General features: G+C 44.0%; 23 protein-coding genes. 6 read left to right on the forward strand and 17 right to left on the reverse strand.

Going from position 1 to position 26,966, the window contains the following annotated elements; genetic code table 11:
* Nucleotides 1-42: 42 nt before the first annotated feature.
* Nucleotides 43-984: a sugar-binding transcriptional regulator gene (locus WJM94_RS17705; protein WP_444495517.1), complete on the forward strand. Its 942-nt coding sequence runs from the start codon at nt 43-45 to the stop codon at nt 982-984.
* A 47-nt stretch (nt 985-1,031) separates the two neighbouring features.
* Here the strand turns inward: WJM94_RS17705 and WJM94_RS17710 are convergent, their stop codons facing one another.
* The 7 genes from WJM94_RS17710 to WJM94_RS17740 form a co-directional block, all read right to left on the reverse strand.
* Nucleotides 1,032-1,643 (reverse strand): NAD(P)H-dependent oxidoreductase, encoded by a 612-nt coding sequence (locus WJM94_RS17710; protein WP_444495518.1) that lies wholly within the window; start codon nt 1,641-1,643, stop codon nt 1,032-1,034.
* A gap of 132 nt (nt 1,644-1,775) precedes the next feature.
* Nucleotides 1,776-2,273, reverse strand: a complete 498-nt coding sequence (locus WJM94_RS17715; RefSeq protein WP_444495519.1) for a (R)-mandelonitrile lyase — start codon at nt 2,271-2,273, stop codon at nt 1,776-1,778.
* A gap of 14 nt (nt 2,274-2,287) precedes the next feature.
* Complete coding sequence (locus WJM94_RS17720) at nt 2,288-3,004, reverse strand: carboxymuconolactone decarboxylase family protein (RefSeq protein WP_444495520.1); 717 nt, start codon at nt 3,002-3,004, stop codon at nt 2,288-2,290.
* Nucleotides 3,005-3,470: 466 nt separating this feature from the next.
* Complete coding sequence (locus WJM94_RS17725; RefSeq protein WP_444495521.1) at nt 3,471-3,965, reverse strand: cyclophilin-like fold protein; 495 nt, start codon at nt 3,963-3,965, stop codon at nt 3,471-3,473.
* Nucleotides 3,966-3,997: 32 nt separating this feature from the next.
* A complete protein-coding gene (locus tag WJM94_RS17730) occupies nt 3,998-5,164 on the reverse strand; it encodes a MalY/PatB family protein (RefSeq protein ID WP_444495522.1) in 1,167 nt (388 codons plus the stop codon).
* Nucleotides 5,164-6,057 carry a DUF3737 family protein gene (locus WJM94_RS17735; protein ID WP_444495523.1) on the reverse strand — a complete coding sequence of 298 codons (894 nt, stop codon included), beginning with the start codon at nt 6,055-6,057 and terminating at the stop codon, nt 5,164-5,166. The genes WJM94_RS17730 and WJM94_RS17735 overlap by 1 nt, the downstream gene beginning before the upstream one ends.
* Before the next feature lie 402 nt (nt 6,058-6,459).
* Nucleotides 6,460-7,089, reverse strand: a complete 630-nt coding sequence (locus tag WJM94_RS17740) for a carboxymuconolactone decarboxylase family protein (RefSeq protein ID WP_444495524.1) — start codon at nt 7,087-7,089, stop codon at nt 6,460-6,462.
* Between the two features lie 426 nt (nt 7,090-7,515).
* Between WJM94_RS17740 and WJM94_RS17745 the strand changes: the two genes are divergently transcribed.
* The 3 genes from WJM94_RS17745 to WJM94_RS17755 all read left to right on the forward strand — a co-directional run bounded on the left by WJM94_RS17745 (nt 7,516) and on the right by WJM94_RS17755 (nt 11,272).
* Nucleotides 7,516-8,427, forward strand: a complete 912-nt coding sequence (locus WJM94_RS17745; RefSeq protein WP_444495525.1) for an AraC family transcriptional regulator N-terminal domain-containing protein — start codon at nt 7,516-7,518, stop codon at nt 8,425-8,427.
* 405 nt (nt 8,428-8,832) lie between these two features.
* The gene (locus WJM94_RS17750; RefSeq protein ID WP_444495526.1) at nt 8,833-10,002 is read left to right on the forward strand and encodes an iron-containing alcohol dehydrogenase; all 1,170 of its coding nucleotides are present in this window, start codon (nt 8,833-8,835) and stop codon (nt 10,000-10,002) included.
* 232 nt (nt 10,003-10,234) lie between these two features.
* A complete protein-coding gene (locus WJM94_RS17755; RefSeq protein ID WP_444495527.1) occupies nt 10,235-11,272 on the forward strand; it encodes a GlxA family transcriptional regulator in 1,038 nt (345 codons plus the stop codon).
* Nucleotides 11,273-11,395: 123 nt separating this feature from the next.
* Here the strand turns inward: WJM94_RS17755 and WJM94_RS17760 are convergent, their stop codons facing one another.
* The 8 genes from WJM94_RS17760 to WJM94_RS17795 all read right to left on the reverse strand — a co-directional run bounded on the left by WJM94_RS17760 (nt 11,396) and on the right by WJM94_RS17795 (nt 21,831).
* Nucleotides 11,396-12,775 carry an L-serine ammonia-lyase gene (locus tag WJM94_RS17760; RefSeq protein ID WP_444495528.1) on the reverse strand — a complete coding sequence of 460 codons (1,380 nt, stop codon included), beginning with the start codon at nt 12,773-12,775 and terminating at the stop codon, nt 11,396-11,398.
* Between the two features lie 14 nt (nt 12,776-12,789).
* Nucleotides 12,790-13,656: a formyltetrahydrofolate deformylase gene (gene purU, locus WJM94_RS17765; RefSeq protein WP_444495529.1), complete on the reverse strand. Its 867-nt coding sequence runs from the start codon at nt 13,654-13,656 to the stop codon at nt 12,790-12,792.
* Between the two features lie 64 nt (nt 13,657-13,720).
* Nucleotides 13,721-14,389: a sarcosine oxidase subunit gamma gene (locus tag WJM94_RS17770; RefSeq protein ID WP_444495530.1), complete on the reverse strand. Its 669-nt coding sequence runs from the start codon at nt 14,387-14,389 to the stop codon at nt 13,721-13,723.
* On the reverse strand, nt 14,382-17,399 hold the full coding sequence (locus WJM94_RS17775) for a sarcosine oxidase subunit alpha (protein ID WP_444495531.1): 3,018 nt from the start codon (nt 17,397-17,399) through the stop codon (nt 14,382-14,384). Before WJM94_RS17775 ends, WJM94_RS17770 begins: the two co-directional genes overlap by 8 nt.
* Nucleotides 17,400-17,411: 12 nt before the next feature.
* The gene (locus tag WJM94_RS17780; RefSeq protein ID WP_444495532.1) at nt 17,412-17,696 is read right to left on the reverse strand and encodes a sarcosine oxidase subunit delta; all 285 of its coding nucleotides are present in this window, start codon (nt 17,694-17,696) and stop codon (nt 17,412-17,414) included.
* Nucleotides 17,697-17,709: 13 nt separating this feature from the next.
* The gene (locus tag WJM94_RS17785) at nt 17,710-18,963 is read right to left on the reverse strand and encodes a sarcosine oxidase subunit beta family protein (protein ID WP_444495533.1); all 1,254 of its coding nucleotides are present in this window, start codon (nt 18,961-18,963) and stop codon (nt 17,710-17,712) included.
* A gap of 46 nt (nt 18,964-19,009) precedes the next feature.
* Nucleotides 19,010-20,272: a serine hydroxymethyltransferase gene (glyA, locus tag WJM94_RS17790; RefSeq protein ID WP_444495534.1), complete on the reverse strand. Its 1,263-nt coding sequence runs from the start codon at nt 20,270-20,272 to the stop codon at nt 19,010-19,012.
* A gap of 431 nt (nt 20,273-20,703) precedes the next feature.
* Nucleotides 20,704-21,831 carry an FAD-binding oxidoreductase gene (locus WJM94_RS17795; protein WP_444495535.1) on the reverse strand — a complete coding sequence of 376 codons (1,128 nt, stop codon included), beginning with the start codon at nt 21,829-21,831 and terminating at the stop codon, nt 20,704-20,706.
* Nucleotides 21,832-22,166: 335 nt separating this feature from the next.
* Between WJM94_RS17795 and WJM94_RS17800 the strand changes: the two genes are divergently transcribed.
* The gene (locus WJM94_RS17800) at nt 22,167-23,426 is read left to right on the forward strand and encodes an aromatic ring-hydroxylating oxygenase subunit alpha (protein ID WP_444495536.1); all 1,260 of its coding nucleotides are present in this window, start codon (nt 22,167-22,169) and stop codon (nt 23,424-23,426) included.
* Nucleotides 23,427-23,781: 355 nt separating this feature from the next.
* Complete coding sequence (locus WJM94_RS17805) at nt 23,782-24,651, forward strand: aldo/keto reductase (protein WP_444495537.1); 870 nt, start codon at nt 23,782-23,784, stop codon at nt 24,649-24,651.
* A gap of 191 nt (nt 24,652-24,842) precedes the next feature.
* Here the strand turns inward: WJM94_RS17805 and WJM94_RS17810 are convergent, their stop codons facing one another.
* Nucleotides 24,843-25,085, reverse strand: coding sequence for a hypothetical protein (locus WJM94_RS17810; protein WP_444495538.1), 243 nt, complete (start codon nt 25,083-25,085; stop codon nt 24,843-24,845).
* 141 nt (nt 25,086-25,226) lie between these two features.
* Nucleotides 25,227-26,834, reverse strand: a complete 1,608-nt coding sequence (locus WJM94_RS17815; protein WP_444495539.1) for a BCCT family transporter — start codon at nt 26,832-26,834, stop codon at nt 25,227-25,229.
* Between the last annotated feature and the right edge of the window lie 132 nt (nt 26,835-26,966).

The following is a 26,966-nucleotide window of genomic DNA, read 5'->3' on the forward strand; positions in this document are numbered from 1 at the left end:
CGTCAAGAAGAAGCACAAAGAATTGAATAGAAAGGAATAAACGTGGCTAAAGACGATAGTTTTAAAACCGATCAGATGGTTCGTGCAGCCTGGCTGTATTACATCTCTGGTCGTAACCAAAGCGATATAGCGTCTGAACTTGGTTTATCGCGTCCGGTTGTACAACGCCTTATCGCAGCAGCGAAAGAAGAAGGAATTGTCTCGGTTGGCCTGCACCATCCAATCTCCACGTGTTTGGATTATGCTGAACTCCTGAAAGAGAAGTATCAGTTGGTCGAGTGCAATATCGTGCCCACCACCAGCGATGATGAGACGCTTGATAACATTTCGTTTGGCTGCGTTCAGCTTATGTCAAAATACGTGAAAGACCAAAAGGCTAAAATCGTAGGTATTGGCTCTGGCCTGACATTAAAAAAAGCCATCAACCGAATTGATTTTGAGTCACCAAACAGCAAATGTGTCGCCTTAATAAGTGCGATGGGCGTAGATGGTCAGTGTAACTACTATGATGACGTTCCACTGATTCTGGCGAGAAAAATTCAGGCAAACTACTATCAGTTACCTGCTCCACGTTATGCGACCTGTTCTGACGAGCTTAAAACTTGGGTAGGTATGCGAGTGTTTAAAGAGGTCTCCAGCGTTGCCGATAGTGCCAATGTCATTTTCATTGGTATTGGCTCATTGAGTAAAGCAAGCCCTATCATCAAAGACGGTTTCATTTCTGCAGATAAGGCAGATGAACTCAATCAGCAAGGCGCGGTAGGCGAAATCCTTGGCCGATTTATCAACGCACAAGGTGAAGTGATCGACTGCGCAATCAACACTTTCATTACCAGTTACGACATACGCAACAATGACTGCCCTCGAATTGGCGCGGCTTGCGGTGAAGATAAACGCCCTGGTATTCTCGCGGCACTGAGAGGACATTGGGTGAATGGTTTAGTTACCGACGAAGCGACAGCGAGATGGCTACTCACTCAATAAGCTAGCTGTCGCCCTAAGCCATAGCAGCGAAGAAAGGTTTAACCAATTTAATGTGTTAACCTTTCTATCAATGCTTGTTGATACTCAGGCAGTTTGGAACGTGAGACTGATTGAAATGCCAGTGGCGTAAGGTAGGTCATTCCTGCATGTAGCGCACTCGCTTTCATTGGTAAGAAAACATCTTCTAGTTTAACGCCAATTCTGCCCGATTCACCGTAAGTACTTGTACCACCAGCCGCAGTCGTAACCAACAGCATTTCTTTGCCTTGCCATAAACCAGGTCCTACACTCCCCCAAACATCGTTCATGTAAGCTTTCATCATTGGAGTGATGTTGAACCAATAAGTTGGAAACATAAATACGATACGATCGTGCTGTCTTGTTAACTCACGCTCTTTTTGTGCATCGATGGCGCGAGTATCAAAGCCATAAATGGTCTCTAGGTTTCTTACGCTTACGCCTTCAACACTTTCGGCAGCTTGCTGCATCCCTTTTGTCATCACTGACCGTTCTGGATAAGGGTGAGAAACAATAACCAGCGTTTTTATATTCGTTTTATGTACCTGCTCTGCAGCGGATACCACATTGATACACGCGAGCCATAGCACCTGCAATACAAGCAAAAAGCCAGCACGCTTAATTACGCTATCCCTTTTCATTTTCGTTGTTCCTAACTTTCTATCTGTCGACAGTTTTTGTTTTATAAAATTAAGCCCGGCAAACCGGGCTTAATAGCAATAGTAGTAACGAACCAATAATAGTAACGAACCAATAGTAACAACTGACCGTTTTTATTGACCTGCAGCGTATTGCTCGTCGGTCACCTTCTCTTTCCAAATGACGTTTTTGCCATCTTTCGATGCCGTCACAACAAGGTGAGTCATTGGCGCATCAGGAGTCGCGCCGTGCCAGTGATCAATACCCGGTGGGCACCAAACGCTCTCATTTTCGCTAAAGCGAATGACTTTGCCATCTCGGGTACCGGTTAGTGCTACACCAGAAGTGACGATCATATGCTGACCTGCAGGGTGCATGTGCCATGCTGTGCGAGCACCTTTATCAAAAGTAACGTAAGCAGCACTGTAATTTGCGACATCATTTTGAGGGAATAGCATGTCAACTTTTACATTACCGGTGAATAAATCTTCTGGTCCATTAAATGATTTCAGATCTTTAGCACGATACACTTGCTGACTGTCTGTTGTATCCTCTGAAGCATACGCTGTAGAAACCATCCCCGTCGATGAAACTATTCCTGATAATAAAATTAAAGCTAGTTTATTTTTCATAATAATATTCCCTATTATTTATTTAGGACCGAATCCAGAACTTTTTGCGCATTATTAGCAACATCTTGACCACAGTGCTTTTCAATGATGGTTATAAACTCTTTTAGCTCATCAACTGTCACATTATTATTCATGCTGATGTTGTAATGTGCGGCCAATTGACTATTTACACCCGGTATATTTGCTAAGGTAGCGATTGTCGCGATTTCACGTTGTTTCCAGGTCAGCACATCACGGGCAAAAATATCACCAAACAAATGAGACTTCAGGTACTCATCTATTTGCGGAGAAAAATCAAATAGAGGCCCTTTCACTTCAACACCGATTAGCTTAGTTTGGTTCTCTGCACCAAATTCCAAGCTAGTTCTGTCTGTTGGTAACGGGGATGATTCTGGACCAACAACATCTTCGATACCTTTGATCTTTCTCTCGTCGAGAACCAGCATAAATGCTGCAAGAGCGTTCAAGCTACGTGGAAAGCCAGCGTAAGCGTATAGTTGACCAAGCACTTCTTTAGTTTCATTGATGGTAAGACCTGCCTCTAATCCTTCATTCAGGCTCACTTTCAACTTGTCAATTTCACCACTTGCTGCGAATGCCGCAATTGGAATAATTGCTTTCTCTTTGCTGTCGAATCCTTCCGCAGCGACGGCTGCATTCATGGTGAATAACGCTAATAAGCTGGCGATTAGAACGGACAACTTACTAACATATTTGTCTATACGAAACATTTTATTCTCCCTATACCCTGTTTATATTGATAAGTACTTTATTCGTACTCTCTAAATACAAACTTATCGCAAAATACGCATAGTACCTTGCCTAGAAGAGTCTAATTATTGCCTATTCTTCTATTAAAAAATTCCAGCCTAGGTAACGACAAAAATAAAAACATTATGTTACATACAGAAACATTTTATTCTTAAAACGCTGCTTGAGTATTTAATCGAATAAAATAGCGACAAGTACTCAAAATTATTCTAATACCTACGTTGTACATAGAATAAATCCGAATAAGTAAATGTGATATCTGATTAATGACTACGTACCTGACGTTTTGTTGTTCTCAATCAGCAGTAAATGAATCGTGGCTGTATTTGTAAGCCGCTTGGTTTAGGCTGGAGGCTAAACACAAAAGGCCTGTTTATCTAACCGATTAACAGACCTTCTGCTTAAAATATGAGAATACGAGTTTGATTATTCGTTAACTTCGATGGTTACCTTCATTGAACCGCTAGAAGTAAAGCGAGATAAGTCTCCGTCAACCTTCCCGAGGTTTATCAGTCCAGATGCGTAACCGAAGTTCTTGTAGAAAACGACTAAATTACCCCAAGGTGCATAGTAAGAAATATCCCCCGCTTTAGAGCTCACGCCTGCTGGTGCGCCTTCCTTTGTCAATTTTGATGGTAAGTAGGCGATCTTTTCAGTGCTTGCGTAATCTTCCAGTTCTACCGTCAGCGGTAATTGAGCGATAAAATCTTGTGTGCTCGGACTGTCGTTTAACGTTGCTGTGACGGTGCGATCATCAAATACAAAACGAATTTTCATGGTACCTTCTCCGGTAATTGCTCCACTTTCGAGCACGTTGCTAGCAGCGAAACAGAATTGACTAATAAGTAATGCGGGCAACACTGTAAGCGTGGATAAAATGGTCTTGTGCCAGTTTTCAAACAACCAATTGTCAAACAACATTGTAGTGATCCCCTTTTCGTTAACTGGCAGTGTTAGAGATTACCTAATACTCGTGCCATTCTTTGTAGGCCTTCGAGCAATTGTACTCTCGGACAAGCCATATTGAGACGAAGGTAACCCTCGCCTGGAGCTCCGAACACTGAGCCTTGACTAAGCATCAATGCGCCTTCATTTATCAGCTTTTCGCCGATTTCAGCTGAGGGCATATCCAGCTTACGGCAGTCAATCCATGCCAGATAAGTGGCTTCCTGCCGAATGACACTTAAATGTGGCAAGTGCTGATTGATAAATTCAACAACAACCAAATAGTTTTGATACAGATACTCCGTCAGAGCGCCCAACCATTCTTCACTTTCGTTGTATGCGGCAATTAATGCAGTTACACCAAAAGGGTTCACATCACATACTTCATGAATATTCAACGCGCGATCGATTTTGTCTCGGAGTTGTTTATCAGCAGTGATGATATTTGCTATTTGTAGCCCGGCAATGTTGAAAGACTTACTCGGGGAGTTTGTCGTTATCGTGTTTGCAAGGAACTCGTCTCCGAATGTCGCAAAAGGGTGATGTCGATGACCTGGAAACGTGAGATCACAATGGATTTCGTCGCTGATCACTTTGACACCATGTCTGAAGCAGATCTCTCCTAGTCTGGTAAGCTCTTCTTGCGTCCACGCGCGACCAACCGGATTATGAGGATTGCATAGAATCAGAACCTTAACGTCAGATCTAGAAGCTTTACGATCGAGATCCTCAAAATCCATTTCGTAGTAACCATCACGATTAATTAATGGATTTTCAACAAGATGGCATTCCATGTTGCGAATCGAACTGAAAAAACAGTTAAACGCTGGAGTCTGGACAATAACGCCATCTCCAGGGGTGGTCAGTGCTTTAAGTATCGCTGATAACGCAGGCACGACACCTGATGTGTACTGTATCCAGTCACGTTCGATGTGAAAGTTATGTCTGTTCGCGAACCAGTTAATAACTGCGGTATAATAAGCCTCAGGTACTTTCGTGTAACCAAACACGCCGTGCTCAACACGTTGTTTCAGTGCACTCACAATAGGCTCGGCAGTGCGGAAATCCATATCCGCGACCCACATTGGTAAGATGGAATCATTATCCATACTGTCCCATTTAGCACTGCCAGTCCCCTGCCGTTCAACAATTTGATCAAAGTTGAAAGATGACATTAAGTTCTCACCTCAAATTCTGTCTCAATCGTGCACCCGCCTGGGTTCTTACAATGCTTATCTAAGATAATTTCGCCAATTGAGCGAGCTTTGATAGAGCCAGACAAAGGGTTCTTTACACTGATAATGTCGGAAGCAATTTCGGCGTTCAATGTCGCGTATTCAAAACACAGATCCGTTTCTTCCATTACGCAATTCTCCATGACTAGATCTTGCGCGTAACACAATGGTTGCTCTCCGCGTATTGTGCAGTTCACCAAGCGTAAATTTTTAGAATGCCAACCTAAATACTCACCATCTAAAACACTATCGTATACGGTGACATTTTCCGTGCCCCAGAATGCGTCTTTAGAATCCAAATACGCATTACGAATAGTGACGTTTTTAGCATCTTGGAATGAGTAATTTCCCTGCAATTTGAAACCGTCAATTTCTACATTTTCACAGTTCATGAAAACGTAGTCGGCTCCACGCATTTCAACATTACTTAGACTTACGTTGTCGCACATCCACAAGGTTTCACCCGCATTAGGAAATCTCGTATTCTCGATAGTAAGATGCGAGACACGGCGAAACATTTTGGGTGCTTCTACAACACAGTTATTCATCGTAAGGTTTTCGGTGTACCAAATAGCCGCTCGCGCATATACCGTAAATAGGCTCTGCTCAATCAAAATGTCATTGCTATGCCAGAAAGGATACTTACCCATAAACTCACAGTGTTTAGCCATGATATTTTGGGTGTGTTTCAGTGCCGACTCGCCCGGGTAAAAACGAACTTTATGCAGATACTTGTTCTCTTCAGCGTATAACGGTCTTTCACCTTCAAAAAAAGTGTCGCATATTTTCTCTTGATGACAGAGTTTGTCTTGAATTGTTTTAGATAAGGTCATAGTACACCTGAACTTTGCAAATTGGGGAATAGTCGTCAGCACGAATATACCAACGATTTAAATCATTAACTTTATGTGAGCAATAATAATCCTAGGCACCAAATGTGAGCCTTATTAATAAATTTATAATTAATCATATTTAGAGTAGCCAACTATAAAGCTATTGCTCTAACCACCCTAATAACTCAATAAAAAGGTAAGGAATACAAAAAGGCAGTGGATCAGTAAACCTTACTCGAAACTTATTTGAAGCGATTATGGCGTAAGTCATAACCCCTTCCATATATTCATTTCTCACATTTTCTATGAGAGTTCACACTGTCGTGTAAGTTAGCCTTTCAGGCGTTATTTTGTCTAATTCGTTATTACAGAAAATCTTCAGAAATATTCTTATTATGGAATTTAGCCTAAAACAACGTTCAGAACTTGGTTTGCATTTGAGGCAACATCCTCACCACAGTGCTGTTTTATTTCGACAATAAATTCTTTTAACAAATCTGGCGTAATACCATTATTTAAACTGATAGCAAAATGAGCTTGAAGTTGACCATTCACACCTTGCATGTTCGCCAACGCCGCAATCGTCGCAAGCTCTCGATCTTTCCATGTCAGTACATAACGTTGAAAAATATCGCCGAAGAGATGCGCTTTTAAGTAAAGGTCAATTTCAGGCGCGAAATCAAACAGTGCGCCAGAGACAGGTTGTCCGACTAACTTTGTCTGATTCTTAGTACCAAAACTTAAACTGCTTTCGTCCGTTGGTAGTGGGTTCGAAGGATTTCCTTCTTCATCAATGATCCCTTGTTGCTTACGCTCTTCAACCACAGACATAAATGTCCCGAGTGCGTTTAAGCTCCTTGGAAACCCGGTGTATGCGTACATCTGAACCAGTATTTCTTTGGTTTCACTAACGGTTAGACCTGCGCTCAGCCCTTCGATCAAACTCATCTTCAGCTTCTCAATGTCACCATTTGCAGTAAATGCCGCAATAGGAATGATGGCTTGCTCTTTATTTGAAAAGTGTTCTTGCATTGGAGCCTCCGAAGATTGAGTCAAAGGGGAATTAGATGCCTTGGCGTAACTCGAGTCACTTGGAAGTGGATCGTGTTTGCCGTGACAACATGATTAAATTTACGCCTAAATGGCAAACACCGTTAGCCTAATGGTTGTCAATAATTGCCTAATCATCCAAATATCCGTATTAAGACTGGAAAGAGAATAAACATCCAACTCAGAATCCACTTGTAACTATGTACTAGTAATTTACTGATACATAATGATTAATCTGCTTATTAAGCACAGTTAATCTTGTTACCGACATTAAGTTTTGCAAGAAAAAAGGTGATAAAACCATCAAAAGCGGATTGCCTAATAATCTTTACATAAAAGAAATTGATGTTATAACTAAATAGCCAAAACCAGAAGTAGTCCAACCCTTGGGTTGCCCGTGGAGTAACTATGAACGATTCACACAATATGAATGAGGCCGCATCAGTCCTTGCTGAAAAAATCCAAAAGTGGACCGGCGATGCCACACAATTTGATACCGATATTCCTGGGCTTAGATTGAGCCGATGGACAACCCCTACACCACCAACAAGTTACACTCATAACCCAAGTATCTGTCTGATTGCACAGGGAAAAAAACGTGTTTTGCTCGGTGAAGACAGCTACACCTATGATGCAAACCACTTCTTGATCTCTTCGGTTAACCTACCGATTACAGCCAACATCATGGAAGCAAGTGAAGAAGCACCGTACTTAGGGCTGATAATGGAACTGGATTTACAAGAGATTTCCCAATTAATCGTTGATAGTGAACGTTCTTTTAACAGCAGCAAAGAAGCGCAAAAAGGCATTGCTGTAGGCGAGCTCTCAAACTCACTGCTAGATGCATTTATCCGTCTTATGGCGTTACTAGATGAGCCGGATAACATTAAGATCCTTGCACCGGTAATTAAGAGAGAGATTTTTTATCGACTGTTAATGACCGAACAAGGCGCGCGTTTAAACCAAATAGTGACGACAGGCAGCCATAGTCACCAAATAGCGAAAGCCATTGACTGGCTAAAGAACAACTTTGTAAAGCCTTTAAGCGTAGGCGACCTTGCGGCATACAGCGGTATGAGTAAATCAGCGTTCTACACGCATTTCCGCTCCATGACCTCAATGACACCGCTACAGTTTCAGAAGAAGTTGCGATTAAGTGAGGCTCGCCGCCTGATGCTGACAGAAAACTTGGATGCGATGGCGACAACATTTAAAGTTGGCTACGAAAGCCCTTCTCAATTTAGCCGCGAATACAGCCGTCTGTTTGGTGCGCCACCTTCAAAAGACATTAAAGCCCTGAAAGAAGCAAACACAGCTTAAGCTTCTTTTCCTCCGGACTCACAGAGGCCGGGAGAACCTCACCATTAAGCTAACTTCACCAAACCTATAACTATACGAAAATTAAGACTTAATAAACCAAATTAAATTATGATTAAGCAATACAAAAAATAACTCAAAAGACTCCTCAACATTTAAATAAATATCAGACAATTAAATTAACATTCTTATTACAAACAAAAGGCATCTTATTTATCCTTGAAAAATCTTGGAAGAATAGGCAAACCTCAGCGACAATCCGACATTCACAATATCCCTTTCTCTTTCTAATATGAGCTCTATATTAAACACGTTTGCGATTCAATTTGTGAGCGGAAGTATACGGCTTATGAACCTCAGGCCTCCTACCTTGGCACATAAGCTCAAACACCTTAGAAGGATGTGATCATGCAATTAGATTTCTCATACTACAACCCGACAACAATCCACTTCGGTAAAGACTCACTAACCAAACTTAACGATGAACTGCCAAATTACGGTAGCACTGTTTTACTTGTTTACGGTCGAAACGCAATTAAATCCAATGGACTTTACGACAAGGTTATGGCGAGCCTAACTGCTGCTGGTAAAAAAGTCGTAGAGCTGTCTGGTGTAATGCCTAACCCTACTTACAACAAAATGATGGAAGGTGTTCAGCTTGTTCGCGAACATAACGTAGACCTTATTCTTGCTGTTGGTGGTGGCTCGGTTGTTGACTGTGCTAAAGGTATTTCTGTATCTGCTAAGTGTGAAGGCCAAGACCCGTTCCAAAAATATTGGGTAGAATTCCAGGATCTGGCAAATGACGTAGTTCCAGTAGCCTCGATCCTTACCATGGTTGGTACTGGTTCTGAAATGAATGGTGGCTCTGTTATTACTCATGAAGAAACTAAGTACAAAGCTGGCCGTGTTTTCCCACCAGCGGCATACCCTAAGTTTTCTATCTTAAACCCTGAGTACACGTTTACTGTTTCTCAATACCAGATGGTAAGTGGCGTGTTCGACACAATGTCTCACCTGATGGAGCAATACTTCTCAGACCAAGGTGCGAATACAACAGACTACGTCATTGAAAGTTTGCTAAAGTCTTCAATCGATAACTTGCGTGTTGCTCTGAATACACCAGAAGACTACGAAGCGCGTAGTAACATCATGTGGAACGCAACCTTAGCGTTAAACACAATTACTGGGTTGTCTAAAACTCAGGACTGGCAAGTACATATGATTGAACACCAACTTGGCGCTTACACCGACTGTGCTCACGGTATGGGTCTGGCTGCAGTGTCTCTGCCTTACTACCGCCTGATCTACAAGTTTGGTTTAGATAAATTTGTTCGTTTTGCTACCGAAGTATGGGGTGTATCTACTGAAGGTAAAACAAAAGAACAAATCGCATTGGAAGGCATTGATGCTCTGGAAGCATTTACTAAAGAGTGCGGCATCGTAACCTCTCTGGAAGAGCTTGGTGCAACTAAAGAGATGCTACCTAAAATTGCAGAATCAACCATCATCATCGGTAATGGTTACAAGAAACTGACTAACGAAGAAGTTCTGAATATTCTGGAAGAGTGTTTCTAACGGTCTTTCCTGACTGGCTGAAACTAAAAAGCGAGCATCATAGCTCGCTTTTTCTATTTACGCTTTTGGTAAGTTAACTGATCAGCCTATCGAGGCCATATCTTTCTCTTTCACACTTTAATAATCTCTGTCAAAGCGATTAGCTGTCAGACTATACTTATGCCTAACTATAAGAATACTTTGTCCAAATATAAGAATATTGTGTACAAATAAAAAGTTAAGAGAGAACGAAATGCAGGCGACCTCCTCGCAATCAAATAAGAACAACACGTGCCCTGCTCCAATCAGAATCGGTTTTATTCTACAGCCACATTTTTCTCTTATGGCGTTTACAGCAGCCATGGATGCCCTGATTACCGCCAATCTTGTGCATGAAACAGAGCTATTTCAAATACAAACTTTTGGTATCGATTCGCGTAAGGTATTGAGCGATATAGGTATTGATATTGCCACAGACGCTACAGTTGAATCCTTAAATCTGCACAACAGAGGCATTCTAGATTGGTTATTTGTTTGTGGGGGTTACCGTTGCAGCACGCAAGCTTCGCTTCCTCTGATTGAATGCTTAACTTCTGCCAAGAATCAAAAAGTCAGCCTGGGAAGCATCTGGAATGGGACGATAGCGCTGGCCTATGCTGATGCGATTGAAAAACATGCTGTTTCAGCGGTACATCCCAACAGCCATCAATTTATTCATACCACTTTCCCTACGCTGGAATTGTCTACACATACCTATGAGGTCACGGAAAGAAGCGCCAGTTGTGCGGGGCCAAACAGTGCAATGGAAATGATGCTGAGTATTATTGAAGCACAGTTTGATAAAAAGCTAGTACGAGCAGTCCGGGAGATCTTAAGCTGTGATCAAGCGTCAGAAGGGAGACAGGCGATATTACACAGCCAAACCAATAAATCTCAAGTCGATGCGTTAGCCCGCCCAGAGGTTTTACGAGATGCGATTGCGCTAATGGAAGCAAACATTGAAGAGCCGCTGACTCCGGATGAACTCGCGCGATTTTTATCTATGTCGCGAAGACAATTAGAGCGACTATTTCAAACCCATTTAGAACTCTCACCGTCAAGATATTATCTAAAGCTGCGTCTGCTCGCTGCTCATAAAGAACTGGAAAAGTACAAAGAACCGATCATACAGATTGGATTAAGCTGCGGCTTTGTCAGTAGTAGCCACTTTAGTAACTGTTTTAAAGATTTCTTTGGCTACACCCCTACCCAGTTACGCCAAAATATGAAGAGCAATCGAACAAGCATCTAATGCTAGTAAATAGCTGATCAGGATAGTTTTTATCCAGCCCATAAAAAAGAAGACACAGCGGGTTCTGTGTCTTCTAAGGCTTAGTAGGTAAGTGTCAACATCAAGGACGAGAGATAAAAAATATCAACACTCAATTACATTAACAGCTAAGCCACCTGTTGATGTTTCTTTATATTTGTCTTGCATATCCAGGCCAGTATCACGCATCGTTTTAATGACTTTATCCAGAGATACGAAGTGTTCCCCATCACCTCGTAGCGCCATTTGTGCAGCATTGATCGCCTTCATTGCCGCAATTGCATTACGTTCGATACAAGGTACTTGAACGAGTCCCCCAACCGGATCACAGGTTAGTCCCAGGTTGTGCTCTAAGCCGATTTCTGCTGCATTTTCAACTTGTAAAGGAGTTCCGCCAAGAACAGCACATACACCCGCTGCTGCCATTGCACACGCTGAGCCCACCTCACCCTGACAGCCGACTTCTGCTCCAGAGATTGACGCATTTTTCTTACATAAAATGCCTATCGCTGCTGCAGTCAAAAGATAATCGACCACTTGTTCGTCAGAACAATTCGGTGTGAACTCTTTAAAATACATTAATACTGCTGGGATAATACCCGCCGCACCATTAGTAGGTGCAGTAACCATTCGGCCACCCGCTGCATTTTCTTCGTTAACCGCTAGAGCATATAAGTTGACCCAATCCATACCACTTAGTGTGGAGCTGATAACATTAGGGTTTGAACAATATACTAGGGAGTCGAATAATTTCTTCGCGCGTCGTTTTACGTTCAGTCCACCAGGCAATACGCCCTCAGCATTGAGGCCATTCGATATACACGCTTTCATTGCATGCCAAATCTTCAGCAAGCCTTCGCGGATCTCCTGTTCTGAACGCCAGACTTTCTCGTTTTCCAGCATCAATTCGCTGATGCTTAACTCATGTTTTTTACATAACTGGAGTAACTCTTCTCCGTTATGAAAATCATAAGGAAGCACGACCGCATCGGATGGAGAAACCTCAGACTCGACTTCTTTCTGGTCAAGGATAAAGCCTCCACCTACTGAGAAATAGATGTTGCGATGTAGCGTTTTACCCGATTTATCAATAGCAATGATTTCCATTGTATTCGGATGATAAGGATGAACTTCACGTAAAAACTTCATGTCATTTGACCAGTCAAAAGGCACTAGCTTTTTACGCTTTAGCCACAGGTCGCCACCTTGCTTTAGCTCTTGAGTGATGACAGGGATCATCGCCGTATCGACGGTATCCGGCAGTTCACCCATTAAGCCTACGACGATGGCAGAGTCCGTACCGTGACCAATACCCGTCGCACTCAACGAGCCCATTAACTTGACGACGACTCGATGAGTATCTTGCAAAACATTGAGTTCATCTAACTCGTCAGAGAAGCGTTTCGCAGCAACCATTGGCCCCACGGTATGAGAACTCGATGGGCCGACACCTATTTTAAACAAATCAAAAACACTGATAGACATCCTTATCACTCCTATCAATGACTAAGAATAATCGTACGAGCACCGGATAAAAATACCCGTCTCTCAACATGATGCTTGACGGCATTAAACAATGTGATTCGTTCAACATCCTGACCTTTAGCAATCAAATCTTCTGGGTAGTGAGCATGCCCTACTTCCTGAAGGCCTTGAGAGATGATCGGACCTTCGTCCAAATCGTTGTTTACGTAGTGAGCCGTTGCACCAACCATCTTCACGCCTTTTTCCCAAGCCTGATGGTAAGGACGGGCGCCTTTGAAGCCTGGCAATAATGAGTGGTGAATATTGATCGCACGTCCACTTAAACGTTCGCATAGCCAAGGAGAGAGAATCTGCATGTAGCGCGCTAATACAACTAATTCGATGTCGTACTCGTCTAACAAGCGAACAATTTCCGCTTCCTGATCTGGCTTAGTCTCTGGAGTGATAGGCAGATGGTGGTAAGGAATACCGTGCCACTTGGCCAACTCTTCCAAATCTGGATGGTTAGAGATAATGACCGGCACCTCAACGTTCAACTGACCAGTACGGTAGCGATAAAGCAAATCGTTCAGGCAGTGATCATATTTGGAAACCAGGATAGCCATGCGCATGCGCTGACCGGATGCCGTCAGATTCCACTCCATCGAGAAATCTGCCGCTCGTGCCGCAAACTCTGCGTCAAACTGTTGTGGATCAAAGTCTGGTTGTGCAGGGATAAATTCAATACGAATAAAGAACTGTCCCGTCGCTCGGTCATCAAATGACTGAATTTCATTGATGTAATGGCCAACACTTGCCAGATAACGTGTCACGACATCAACAGTGCCGCTTACGCTAGGACAATGCGCGGTAAGAATCCAGGTTTGCGTTGAATTTTCCATAGTTCCCTCTACTTATGGTATAGCCGGCACGTCCAGTACCGGCTTAATGACAACTTAGTTAGCTTTATTTAGCGATGGTCAGACCAAACTCTAAACTGGCATCTTGAAGCCACAGCCATAGGTAGTCAGAAAAACTACGGCGAACGACCAACTCAAACTTGTCTTCATCCAGACGACGAATGATGGCACCACTTTTCGCAAATACGCTAGAAACCACTTTCCCTACCGGGAATTCTTCACGGTGAAGATCTATCGGTGTCGACTTTTTCAGTACATCCACCGCATGTTCTCCAGAGATTTCCAAAATGGTGGAACCGCCACTGCCGTTAACCAGTGAGTAATGTCCTTTTACCTGCTCGCGGAACGCGGTTTCAACGTCAAATGCCGCTAGCCCAGGAACTGTAATCAACCACTCATCAGGTGAGATCCAACGAGCTGCGTATTCACCTTTTGACGCTGATGTCAGCGGCTCAAGTGGCAGTGCGAAGCCAAGGATTGAAGACACTGATTTGATCAGCGCTTCGTTCTCTGGGTTGCATCGAAAAGTAAGATGTCCCATCAACTTAACTTCTTTCAGAACCACACCCTGACGATCAGGCGGCATACTGGCCAATTTGTCGAACTCTGCGTGATGCAAAGGAGATTCACCGAAAATTTCTCCACCAGGAACCTGGTTCATTAAGTCAAACAATGGTTGTTTGTTTTCTTGTTCAATCAATGTTGTATCAGACATTTTGGCGCTCTCCCTTTGGATCCAAAAATACAGTGCTACAGATTTCAGCTTCAATCACGCGACCATCAGCTTGTGGGTAGTAGACCTTTTCTCCCATGCGGTCTAAACCACCTTTAACAAAGCCCATCGCAATACTGCGATTCAGGTTCGCACTCCAGTAACTAGAAGTAATATGCCCAACCATTGGAACAGGAATCGGCGCATTTGGATCTAGCACACCTTGTGAGCCTTCAGGAAGAACCACGTTAGGGTCGATTGTTTTCAAGCCAACCAATTGTTTACGGTTCTCTTTCACACAGTCTTCACGCGCCATGCCTCGTTTACCGATATAGCTGAATGGTTTGCTATTCGCTACACACCATCCCATGCCTAAATCGTAAGGGTGTACACTTCCGTCTGTGTCTTGACCTGCGATGATGAAACCTTTCTCTGCACGTAAAATATGCATCGTTTCAGTACCGTAAGGCGTGATGTCGTATTTCTTACCGTGTTCCATCAGTTTCTTCCAAACGTGTAGGCCGTAGTTAGCCTGAACGTTGATCTCGAATGACAGTTCGCCAGTGAAAGAGATACGGAAGATACGAGCTGGTACACCAGCAACCGTTGCTTGTTTCCAGTCCATGAAGGCAAAGTTGTCTTTGCTCAGATCGCAATCTGTCAGTTCTTGAAGCAGCTTGCGGCTGTTTGGACCAGAAATTGTCGCTGTCGCCCAGTGATCGGTAACCGAAGTAAAGTAAACTTCCAGTTCCGGCCATTCTGTTTGATGGTATAGCTCAAGCCACTCAAGTACGCGTGCCGCACCGCCAGTCGTGGTGGTCATTAAGAAGTGGTTTTCGCCAAGACATGACGTAACACCATCGTCAAACACCATACCGTCTTCACCACACATCAAACCATAGCGACACTTACCAACTGGCAATTTCGCCCAGGCATTACTGTAAATACGGCCTAGGAATTCACGCGCGTCTTTACCTTGGATATCGATCTTGCCAAGTGTTGATGCATCAAGAATACCTACAGAGTTACGTACTGCCAGACATTCACGATCTAATGCTTGTTGCATCGTTTCTGCTGCTTTCGGGAAGTACCAAGGACGTTTCCATTGGCCAACATCTTCGAACAACGCACCGTTTTCTAAGTGCCATTGATGCATAGCAGTGTAACGCTTAGGATCAAACAGCTCTTTACAGTGACGTCCGGCAATCGCACCGAAAGTAACCGGCGTGTAGTTTGGACGGAAAATCGTCGTACCCGTTTCTGGGATAGACTTTTTCAATGTCTTGGCAGCGATTGCCATGCCGTTGATGTTACCCAGTTTACCTTGGTCAGTACCAAAGCCCATTGCAGTATAACGTTTAACATGTTCGATAGACTCAAAGCCTTCACGACAAGCCAGCTCGATACCAGCCGCTGTTACGTCATTCTGGAAGTCAACAAACTGCTTAGGCGCTTTTGAAGTCTTCTTCGGATGAGGGATGTGGAACAGTGCCATTGGCTTCGCAGTTTGCTCTTCATCCGTTTTAGGTAGAACCACATCCACTGCACTCAGGCCAAGCTCTTGGATCGCTTTGTTACCCGCTTCGATACCTTCCTGCAGCGCGCCTTTCGTCGTAAAGTTGCCGTTAATCGCACCAGCTGTCAGCTGTTTTTGCTTAGTTTCACCAGGTACAAAACCGATGACTTCTTCGTTCCACACTGGACGGCTGCCGGTATGACAAGAAAGGTGTACTGCTGGGCTGAAACCACCAGAAGTTGCAATGGTATCAACCTGCAGTGTTTCACTTGATTTCTGTACAGCATCGCCATTTGCGTCAAGGCGGTTGATACGAACACCAGTAACACGTTTGCTACCCATCGCTTCAATAACAGCTGAACCTTTGATGATGCGAATACCAGCACTCACGACTTTCTTGATGATCGCACTGTCTGCATTTGCGCGAGTGTCTACTACCGCGCTGACTTTGCGACCCGCACCGTGCCAATCCAGGGCAGTCTGGTAACCACTGTCGTTCGTTGTCATAACTACTAGGTTTTCACCTGGTACCACTGAGTAACGATTGATGTAAGTTGATACTGCGCTACATAACATGCTGCCTGGTAGATCGTTGTTACCAAATACAAGCGGACGCTCGTGAGAACCAGTCGCAAGAACAACCCACTTAGCACGAACACGATGCATACGCTGACGTGCAGTGTGCTTCGGAGCAAGATCCATCAAGTGGTCTGTACAACGCTCATGGATAGTTAAGAAGTTGTGATCGTGGTAACCGTTCACTGTTGAGCGTGGAAGTAGCATCACTTCAGGGTAAGTTTTCAGTTCTTTAACAATCTCTGCTACCCACTCAGCACCGTCACGACCATCAATCTTAGTGTTTGAGGTAAGTAGATCACCACCCATTTCACTTTGTTCGTCCGCCAGGATAACTCGAGCACCACTGCGCGCTGCAGTTAGTGCCGCCATCAAACCAGCTGGGCCAGCACCGACAACAAGTACTTCGCAATGTTGATTGATGTTTTCGTAGCGATCAGGATCGTTTTCTAGTGGAGAGCGACCCAAGCCTGCTGCTCGACGAATGAATTTTTCGTACGTTTCCCACATTGATTTAGGGTACATGAAGGTTTTGTAGTAGAAACCAGGAGGCATCATGCCACCACCGACTTTACCAACAAGACCCATTACGTCTTTATCAACATTCGGCCAGCCGTTTGTAGATTGGCACACTAAGCCATCATACAGCTCTTGCTGAGTCGCACGGATGTTAGGAACTTGTGTTGCTTCTGTCGCACCAAGTTGGAAGATTGCGTTTGGCTCTTCTGCACCAGCCGCAATAATGCCGCGAGGACGGCTGTATTTAAAACTACGACCAACAACGTCTACGCCATTTGCCAGAAGAGCTGAAGCTAGTGTGTCACCCACATGGCCTTTGTATGACTTGCCATTGAATTCAAAGCTAATTGACTTCGATTGGTCAACTCGGCTTTGAGATGAAATTCGGTTTACTTGTGTCATCCTTAACACTCCTTACTCTGCAGCCAGTGAAGGTTGCTCTCCAATCTTGTAGACTTCTTTGATTTCATAAGTCTGTGTATCGCGTGTCATATTAAAAAACTTGCGACAACCCGCTGCGTGTACCCACATTTCGTGGTGAAGGCCTCTTGGGTTCTTACGGAAGAATAGGTACTCGCCCCACTCTTCGTCAGTACAATTGTCCGGGTCTAGAGGACGGGAAATGTGCGCCTGACCTTTTGGGTGAAATTCTTCTTCTTCACGATACTCACAGCAGTGAGGGCAATAAATCAAAAACATAATTCTTCTCCTGTTAGTGCGCTACGCCCGCAGCACCGTGTTCGTCGATCAATGCACCAGAGTTAAAGCGGAACATAGAAAATGGTGCAGCCAGTTCGTGCATTTCACCTTTAGCCAGACTTGCTGCAAAGACATTGCCTGACCCCGGAGTTGCTTTAAAGCCACCCGTACCCCAGCCACAGTTGAAGAACAAGTTTTCAACCGGTGTCTTAGTCATAATCGGACATGCATCCGCAGTTGTATCAACGATACCACCCCATTGACGGTTCATTCGTACTCGGGAGAAGATTGGGAACATTTCTACAATCGCCTGCACCGTGTGCTCGATCGTAGCGTAAGAACCACGTTGTCCATAACCGTTGTAGCCATCGATACCCGCACCGATTACCAAGTCACCTTTATCTGATTGACTTACGTAACCATGTACGTGGTTCGACATAACTACTGTATCTAAAATCGGCTTGATTGGTTCTGATACCAAAGCTTGCAGAGGGTGAGACTCAAGCGGCATATCAAAACCAGCCATTTTCGCTAGTACGCCAGAGTTACCTGCTACTACACAACCCACTTTATCAGCCATGATGTCGCCGTAACGGTTAGTCTTAACACCAACAATCGCGCCATCTTCGATGATCATGTCGACCACTTCAGTTTGTTGAATCAGATCAACACCCATGCTGTCAGCACCGCGAGCAAAGCCCCAGGCCACTGCATCGTGCCGTGCCACACCCGCATTTGCCTGCCAAGACGCACCAAGAATCGGGTAGCGAGCATTTTCAGAACAATCCATGTGCGGTACGATTTCTTTTACTTGTTGCGTATCAAGGACTTCACCCTGGATGCCGTTAAGACGGTTTGCTGCAACACGGCGCTCGATGTCACGCATATCTTGAAGCGTATGTCCCAGGTTGAGACAGCCACGACGAGAGAACATCACGTTGTAGTTCAGGTCTTGTGACAAGCCATCCCATAACTTCAATGAGTGTTCATACAAAAATGCAGCTTCATCCCAAAGGTAGTTCGAACGGACGATCGTTGTGTTACGTGCCGTGTTACCACCACCCAAATAGCCTTTTTCTATAACCGCGACATTAGTGATGCCATGTTCTTTTGCCAGGTAATAAGCCGTCGCCAGGCCATGGCCACCGCCACCAACGATGATTACATCGTATTTCTTTTTAGGAGTAGGGTTACGCCAAACACTTTGCCAGTTTTCGTGATGAGAAAGAGAGTGTTTAAGTAGACCAAAACCAGAATAATGCTGCATTTGTCTGTTCCTTCATTTCAGCTAAAATCAAATATCTTTCTGATATCTATTGGTATGCAGGGAAATCACGACATAGTGATTTAACCTTGCCGCCTACTAATTCAATCGTACTTGCCAAAGCTTGAGGATCGTCAAGTACATCAAGAATATCGGCAATCCAACCCGCTAGCATTTCACACTCAGTTTCTTTGAAGCCACGGGTTGTGATTACCGGAGTACCGATACGTAGACCAGAGGTTACGAAAGGTGATTCAGGGTCGTCCGGTACCGCGTTTTTGTTTACTGTGATTCCAGCAAGGCCAAGCGCAGCGTCTGCAGCTTTACCAGTCAATTTCTGACGGATTAAGCTCAATAGGAATAGATGGTTGTCTGTACCGCCTGATACAACATCGAATCCACGTTCGATAAAGACTTTCGCCATCACTTGCGCGTTAGTAACTACTTGCTTCTGGTATTCTGCAAATTCTGGCTCTAACGCCTCTTTAAACGCTACTGCTTTTGCAGCAATCACGTGCATCAGAGGACCACCTTGACCGCCAGGGAATACTGCTGCGTTGATCTTTTTCTCTAGTTCAGCATCGCGAGATACAATCAGACCGCCACGTGGACCACGTAAGGTTTTGTGTGTTGTCGTTGCTACAACGTCTGCAAAAGGAACAGGGTTTGGATAGATGCCTGCAGCAACTAATCCTGCTACGTGAGCCATGTCAACGAAAAGATAAGCGCCAACTTTGTCTGCGATATCGCGGAAACGTTGCCAATCAACTACGCGTGAGTAAGCAGAGAAACCAGCGACGATCATTTTAGGTTTGTGTTCTAGTGCAAGTTGCTCAACTTGTTCATAGTCGATTTCGCCTGTTTTAGCGTTTAGACCATATTGAACTGCTTTGTAGATTTTGCCTGAAAAGTTAACGTGAGAGCCGTGAGTCAAGTGACCGCCGTGAGCCAGGCTCATACCCAGAACTGTGTCGCCCGGTTCGCACAAAGCCATGTAAACAGCAGCGTTTGCTTGTGAACCCGAGTGAGGTTGTACGTTTGCGTATTCAGCACCAAACAGCTGTTTTGCACGTTCAATCGCCAAAACTTCAACTTCGTCAACATATTTACAGCCACCGTAGTATCTTTTTGCCGGGTAACCCTCAGCGTATTTATTTGTTAGCTTACTACCTTGAGCTTGCATCACTCGTGGGCTGGTGTAGTTCTCAGAAGCAATCAGCTCAATGTGGTCTTCTTGTCTCTGTTCTTCTTTAACAATCGCCGACCATAATTCGATGTCGTACGCTTCGATGTTTTGAGTAATGTTAAACATATCTTCTCCTTGATACTGAAATCTCGCTTCCCTGTTTAGGCATCAGGTTTGCTGTACGACGTTGAATTCAAAATCGTTACAATGGAAACCCAATCGACAATTCCATAGTAATTAATTCGTAATATTGCGCTTGCGTAAATACGACAAAATCTGCGGATTTGCGACATCTTTAAATTTATTCTTAAATAAAAAAAGCAGAGCTTACGCTCTGCCAAAATCCCGATAAAAATCAATAAGTCTCGATATATACACCTCCTTGTGAATATTACGATTTGAATATTGTCAATGTATCAATTTGCAATATTATTTGAGGCACAAGCTTCAGTTCTTATTTCAAATATGTGAGTGCTTAAATTTGCCAAAATCCTTTTGGCGACACTCATCATTTGAATTAAGCACTGAAGCCGCGGCTCTTATTGAAGATGGATTAGTTAACATTCAATAACGACATTTCCATTCGGAACACTACAGCATGAAAGAATGTATCCCTCTGCGACATCCTCATCGGTAATACCGCCATTGTGGCTCATTTCCACATCACCGCTGACTTTCTTAACCTTACAAGTACCACAGATACCCATACCACAAGCTCTAGGTATCGTAAGTCCTGCCTTAGCCGCTGCAGCATGTACCGTTTCTCCCGGTGCCACATGAACTTGCTTGTCACTTTCAGTAAACACGACTTCGATTAGATCACTTTCAGTCAATGCTTCCGCTTCTTCCGCTGCAACTTCAGCGTCATGAACCGCTTGCTCTTCTACGCCTGCAGGCGCCTCACCAAATGCTTCCTCATGGTAATGTTCCATGTTAAAGCCGAGTTTGGTCAGCATGGATTTTACTGCGCGCATGTATGGAGTTGGGCCGCAACAGAAAATTTCACGCTCATGCAAATCTGGGGTGATCATCAACAGCTTGACGTCATCCAAATAACCTCGGTATCCAGACCAGTTCTGTCCTGATTCCAAACGCTCACAAATTAAGTGCAAATGGAAGTTAGAGATACGGGATGACATGAATTCAAGTTCACGGTGGAAGATAATGTCGCGTGGCGTACGAGCACTGTGAACGAAAGCAACATCAACGTCGCTATTGGTATCGTAAACCCAGCGCGCCATTGACATAAGCGGCGTCACACCTACCCCGCCAGATAAAAGAAGTACTTTTTCAGAAGGGAAGTCGATACTGTTAAATGCCCCAACAGGTCCATGGACAGCCAGCTCAGAACCTTCTTCCAGATTGTCGTGAATCCAGTTAGAAACAAAACCACCTGGAACACGCTTTACTGTAATAGAAAAGCTGTAAGGTACGGAAGGTGAGCTCGAAATAGTGTAAGAACGGAATACTTGCTCGCCATCAATTTCAAGCTCAAGTGTCACGAATTGACCCGGCTTAAAGAAAAACATGGTTGGCTGTTCCGCCATAAAACAAAACGTTTTGGTATCCCAGGTTTCCTGGATGGTTTTTACGCAACGAACTGCGTGACGACCGTTATCCCAAATTTGAGTTTCAACTGGAATAAATGAGCCACTTGTGGCTAGAGAGTTAATTGGGGTATTCATATCCGGCTTCTCCGCAACGGTGTAATTATTGGGTTCCCTCCATGGGTTGAGCTTATTGTGAGTGAACTGACTTCTGCGAGTTATCCATTAACGACATGGAGTTATCCAAAACGGTCACATAAGGGAAATTAGTTTATTACATGTCTTAAATAGAGTAGCTTGATGTCGTATTTAGACCACTTACAAACCTGCCAATAATGGCAGGATATCAGCGAGCCAAACATTTACACACTATTAGTAAGGCTGTTAGCCAAAAACTAGTAAGGCTGTTGGCCCAAAACGCATGGAAGCCCTAGCAGGGCGTATCGTCCACATTTTCTAGAAGAAGATAGACAATGACACAAAACGATATTCTCAACATTAGCTACTCGAGCGTGGAAGTTGCTCGAGAAGAAATGAAAAAAATGCTCAATGAGCGTCGTTCTGATTATTCACTACCACGTCCGCTATACAATGATCCGCTACTATTCAAAATTGATGTAGAAGAGATCTTTCAGAAGGAATGGTTATTTGTTGGCATGACGAGTGAAATACCGTCAAAAGGTGACTACTTTACCGTTGAAATCGCGCAAAACCCAGTACTTATCGTACGTGCCGCAGATGGGCAGGTAAACGCTTTCCACAACACCTGTCGCCACCGCGGCTCTCGTATTTGTACTGAGCACAGAGGAAAAGTAGCCAATTTAGTCTGTCCTTATCACCAGTGGACATACGATACTAAGGGGAATTTATTATACGCTGGCACAGAAATGGGCGATGAGTTTGACATGCAAAAGCACAAACTCAACCAAGTTCATTGTAAAACGGCTGGCGGCTTTATTTTCATTTGTCTTGGCGAACAAGCACCAGAATCAGATTTTGATGAGTTCCTGGCGACACTTGAAGAATACATGGAACCGTACGATGTCGAGAATACTAAGCTCGCGGTCGAGTCGAACATGTATGAAAAAGCAAACTGGAAACTCGTTATCGAAAACAACCGCGAATGTTATCACTGTTCCGGTAGCCACCCAGAACTACTGAACACGCTTCTGGAGTGGGATGACACGAACGATCCACGTGCTCCAAAAGAGTTCTTAGATTACTACGAGCGTATGGCTGCGGAGTGGGATGCAGAATCGATTCCTCACGAACATAAAAACTTCGGCAGCAGAAACCGTCTTGTCCGTATGCCTTTGAAAGAAGGAACGTCGGTAATGACGATTGATGGTGCGCCGGGTTCGAAGAAACTGTTAGGTCGCATCAAAAATGATAAGTTGGGATCACTGCGTATCCTGCACTTACCAAACTCCTGGAACCACATGCAAAGTGATCACTTTATTGTATTCCGCGTGCTGCCTATCTCTGCGCAAGAGTCTATGGTAACGACGAAGTGGTTCGTACACAAAGACGCGATTGAAGGTGTGGATTATGATCCTGAAACCCTACGCCGTGTCTGGGACGCGACCAACGAACAAGATCGTCGTCTTGGTGAAGAAAACCAACGTGGTATCAACTCACTAAGCTACCAACCAGGTCCTTACTCTCAAACCTACGAGTTTGGTGTAATCGACTTTATCAACTGGTACGCAGACCGAGTTAAAGAGAAGTTGTAATTAGTTTTGCTCCTACTCAAAGCCTCATCTTTCGATGAGGCTTTTTTATGCTGCAGCCATGACGTTCACAGAAACATCGATTTCGCGAAGCCGTAGTTAATTACTTCAGATTTACGCGCATATCGCGTCTATTCCAATTCATTGCCACCCGCCCCTCATATCCTAACCACACAATAAAAATGAAGTTTTAGGCAAACAATAGCGAAGATCGAACAACTCAATGTCGGCGATTGCATGCCATAATCTATCAATCCCGTGACAACGGAAACCGCATGAGCACTATTGATTTTAAAGGACTAAGCACCTATAGAGTTCAATGCCTTACGTCCAATCAGCGCAATGGAGATATTCTACAATGGAATATACAACATTAAGTAACAACTTAGAGATGCCGATGGCAGGCTTTGGTGTTTTCCAGGTAACCGACAAAGAAGAATGCAAACAGTCAGTACTCAGTGCTATCCGTGCGGGCTATCGCCTTATTGATACTGCAGCAGTCTATGGTAACGAAGATGCCGTAGGTGACGCCGTACGCGAAGCCATTGAAGAAGGGATTTGTACGCGCGAAGATCTATTCATCACGTCAAAATTGTGGGTCCAGGACATGGCCAACTACGATACGGCTAAAGCGGGTATCGAGGCATCACTTAAAAAATCTGGTTTAGAGTATTTCGATTTATATCTACTACATCAGGCAATGAGAGACTATTTTAGTGCTTGGCGTGCAATGGAAGATGCATACGAAGAAGGCAAACTAAAAGCGATTGGTGTATCTAACTTCTATGCCCACGTATTGGCTAACTTCTGTGAAACGGTGAAAATTAAGCCGATGGTGAACCAGATTGAGTTGCACCCCTATCATGCTCAGTCAGCTGCACTGGAAACAATGAAGTACTACGGCGTTCAGCCAGAAGCGTGGGCACCACTAGGCGGTGGTCGTCACAAACCTTTTGAAGACGAAATGCTAAAAGGCATTGCAGAAGAACACGGTAAAACCGTCGCTCAAGTGATTTTACGCTGGAACTTACAACGTGGCGTAACGGTGATTCCAAAATCCGTCAAACAAGCACGCATTGAAGAAAACTTCGACATTTGGGGTTTCACTCTTTCTGATGAAGAGATGGAGAAAATAAATAGCCTGGATTTAGGCTACGTTGGTGAAGCAGTCAAGCACTTTAACCCTGACTTTGTCCGTGGCTGTCTGAGTGTAAAAATTCACGACTAACGACAGATGTTGCTTATTGTTCTACTTTAAGCAACTGGCGCAAATTGAATTACGCCAAATAAAAAGACACACACCTATTATCGGTGTGTGTCTAAGAAAGCTTTCGATTTACTTTCAATATATTACCATCTCATTGACTCAAATATTTTGAGCAAGTATCAAGTAAGCTGAGTGAACGCCATCAAGCGTCTTCAACGAGGCAGCTGTTGAATTCCCCAGAGAACAACACTTTCAATATCTGGTAACAAAATTCCTTTTTGTTCAACACAGAACAATAGCTTAGAGAACTGATCGCGCTGAGTACTATCAACCGATTGTAACCAATCATCAATGCTGCTTTTTACGCTATCAACATCAGAATTTGGACACTCTATGCCGAGCTCGCTGAGATCAGTAATAAAGTCATCCATATCTACAAGATCTACGTGCATCATAACTACATACTCCTACCAAATAAGGGGGCGTCCTTTCCCCCCGGTAAATCTACAATAAACAATTCAATAAAAATTGGCTGTGATCTCTTTCTATTTCACACAGCCTATTTCACACAGCCAAAAATGTTAGCTGCATCGCAATTAAGCTTTACGATAAAGATGGCTTTCTGAAAGCAACCCTTTGTACAAACTCCAACACATCAGTACCAATACGAATGTGAAAGGCAGACCAGTGGTAATCGCACCTGCTTGCAATGCAGTCAGAGCTTCGGAACCACCGCCAAGCAACAGCGCGATAGCAATCAGGCCTTCGACTATCGCCCAAAACACGCGTTGACCAACTGGCACATCTTCTTTACCGCCTGCCGTAATGCTATCAATAACGAGTGAACCCGAATCTGAAGACGTTACGAAGAAGACTAGCACAAGTAAAATGCCAACTACTGATAAAAGTGTAGAGAATTGTAAATTTTCAAACATCTGGAACATAGCCAATGAAACATCGCTGATACCATTCGCTAGTTCACCAATTCCAGAAGTAGCTTGTTCCAAAGCGGTTCCGCCCATCACACTTAACCACACCATCGTGACCAAGGTTGGAATGAGTAAGACCGCAGTAACGAATTCACGAACGGTGCGTCCTTTTGAAACACGTGCGATAAACATACCTACGAATGGTGACCATGATACCCACCAAGCCCAGTAAAATACTGTCCAGCCATGGAACCAATCGGTGTCTTCTCGCCCAATCCAGTTAGAAAGTGGAACAAAGTTATCGATGTAACCAAGAGTGATATCACCAAAAGTGCTTAAAATAGATAGCGTTGGACCAATGACGACAAGAAGAGCTATTAAACCTGCTGCAATTAGCATGTTGATGTTACTCAAAATCTTCACACCGCCATCCAGTCCTCGTGCTACAGAGATCACTGCAATACCAGTTACAACAACAACGAATGCGATTTGAGTTGAGATACCACTTGAGACACCAAACAGATGGCTGAGGCCGGAAGCAGCTTGTTGTGCACCAAAGCCTAATGATGTTGCTAAGCCAAAAATTGTTGCTAGAACAGCAAGAATATCGATGAAGTTACCAATAGGTCCCCAGCAACGCTCACCTAAAATAGGGAAGAATGCAGAACGAATCGTAAGTGGTAAGCCTTTATTATGAGCAAAGAATGCCAGCGCTAAACCAACTACTGCATAAATAGCCCAAGGATGGAGACCCCAGTGGTAAGCGGTAGCACTTAACGCCATTCTTCTGGCTTCTTCGGTATTTGGTGCCACGTTTAGTGGTGTTCCGTACCAGTCAGTGTAATAAGCGACAGGCTCCGCAACACTCCAGAACATCAAACCAATCCCCATACCTGCTGCGAACAGCATGCTAAACCAGGATATTGTTGAGAAGTCCGGCGTTGCGTTTACCCCACCTAAGCGAATTCTGCCAAGTGGCGTAATTAATAACAATAGGCAAAAGCCAACAAACAAGTTACACCCTACCATAAAGAACCAATCAAAATTATTAATTGACCAGCTTCGCGCAAATGTTAGCGCTTCTTTGGAGGCTGTAGGAAACAGCAAGGTTAATATGATGAACAATAAAATTAAACTAGCACTGATACCAAATACGGGGTTATGGATATCCATGCCAAAGATTTTGACATTGTCCTGCCCTGCACAATAATCCGTTTCATATTTAACGCTATGAACAGATTTATATTTTCTTCGACTACTTACTATGCTTTTCATGCGATCCCTCTTTAATGATTAACATATGTTGAACCCTCTTCAGTAATTCCGTTCTCTGAGTCGTTCTTAGTCATGGGTTATGCACGTCTGGACCCGACCATTTTCCTTTAAAGATCGGCCCCATAAACGTGA

Origin of the sequence: Vibrio sp. YIC-376 (genome assembly GCF_052353105.1) — a bacterium.
GTDB lineage: Bacteria > Pseudomonadota > Gammaproteobacteria > Enterobacterales > Vibrionaceae > Vibrio.

Coding starts and splice junctions, on each gene's coding strand:
- WJM94_RS17710 (WP_444495518.1), bottom strand. CDS start 1,643: ATGAAAAGGGATAGCGTAATTAAGCGTGCTGGCTTTTTGCTTGTATTG.
- WJM94_RS17715 (WP_444495519.1), bottom strand. CDS start 2,273: ATGAAAAATAAACTAGCTTTAATTTTATTATCAGGAATAGTTTCATCG.
- WJM94_RS17720 (WP_444495520.1), bottom strand. CDS start 3,004: ATGTTTCGTATAGACAAATATGTTAGTAAGTTGTCCGTTCTAATCGCC.
- WJM94_RS17725 (WP_444495521.1), bottom strand. CDS start 3,965: ATGTTGTTTGACAATTGGTTGTTTGAAAACTGGCACAAGACCATTTTA.
- WJM94_RS17730 (WP_444495522.1), bottom strand. CDS start 5,164: ATGTCATCTTTCAACTTTGATCAAATTGTTGAACGGCAGGGGACTGGC.
- WJM94_RS17735 (WP_444495523.1), bottom strand. CDS start 6,057: ATGACCTTATCTAAAACAATTCAAGACAAACTCTGTCATCAAGAGAAA.
- WJM94_RS17740 (WP_444495524.1), bottom strand. CDS start 7,089: ATGCAAGAACACTTTTCAAATAAAGAGCAAGCCATCATTCCTATTGCG.
- WJM94_RS17745 (WP_444495525.1), top strand. CDS start 7,516: ATGAACGATTCACACAATATGAATGAGGCCGCATCAGTCCTTGCTGAA.
- WJM94_RS17750 (WP_444495526.1), top strand. CDS start 8,833: ATGCAATTAGATTTCTCATACTACAACCCGACAACAATCCACTTCGGT.
- WJM94_RS17755 (WP_444495527.1), top strand. CDS start 10,235: ATGCAGGCGACCTCCTCGCAATCAAATAAGAACAACACGTGCCCTGCT.
- WJM94_RS17760 (WP_444495528.1), bottom strand. CDS start 12,775: ATGTCTATCAGTGTTTTTGATTTGTTTAAAATAGGTGTCGGCCCATCG.
- purU (WP_444495529.1), bottom strand. CDS start 13,656: ATGGAAAATTCAACGCAAACCTGGATTCTTACCGCGCATTGTCCTAGC.
- WJM94_RS17770 (WP_444495530.1), bottom strand. CDS start 14,389: ATGTCTGATACAACATTGATTGAACAAGAAAACAAACAACCATTGTTT.
- WJM94_RS17775 (WP_444495531.1), bottom strand. CDS start 17,399: ATGACACAAGTAAACCGAATTTCATCTCAAAGCCGAGTTGACCAATCG.
- WJM94_RS17780 (WP_444495532.1), bottom strand. CDS start 17,696: ATGTTTTTGATTTATTGCCCTCACTGCTGTGAGTATCGTGAAGAAGAA.
- WJM94_RS17785 (WP_444495533.1), bottom strand. CDS start 18,963: ATGCAGCATTATTCTGGTTTTGGTCTACTTAAACACTCTCTTTCTCAT.
- glyA (WP_444495534.1), bottom strand. CDS start 20,272: ATGTTTAACATTACTCAAAACATCGAAGCGTACGACATCGAATTATGG.
- WJM94_RS17795 (WP_444495535.1), bottom strand. CDS start 21,831: ATGAATACCCCAATTAACTCTCTAGCCACAAGTGGCTCATTTATTCCA.
- WJM94_RS17800 (WP_444495536.1), top strand. CDS start 22,167: ATGACACAAAACGATATTCTCAACATTAGCTACTCGAGCGTGGAAGTT.
- WJM94_RS17805 (WP_444495537.1), top strand. CDS start 23,782: ATGGAATATACAACATTAAGTAACAACTTAGAGATGCCGATGGCAGGC.
- WJM94_RS17810 (WP_444495538.1), bottom strand. CDS start 25,085: ATGATGCACGTAGATCTTGTAGATATGGATGACTTTATTACTGATCTC.
- WJM94_RS17815 (WP_444495539.1), bottom strand. CDS start 26,834: ATGAAAAGCATAGTAAGTAGTCGAAGAAAATATAAATCTGTTCATAGC.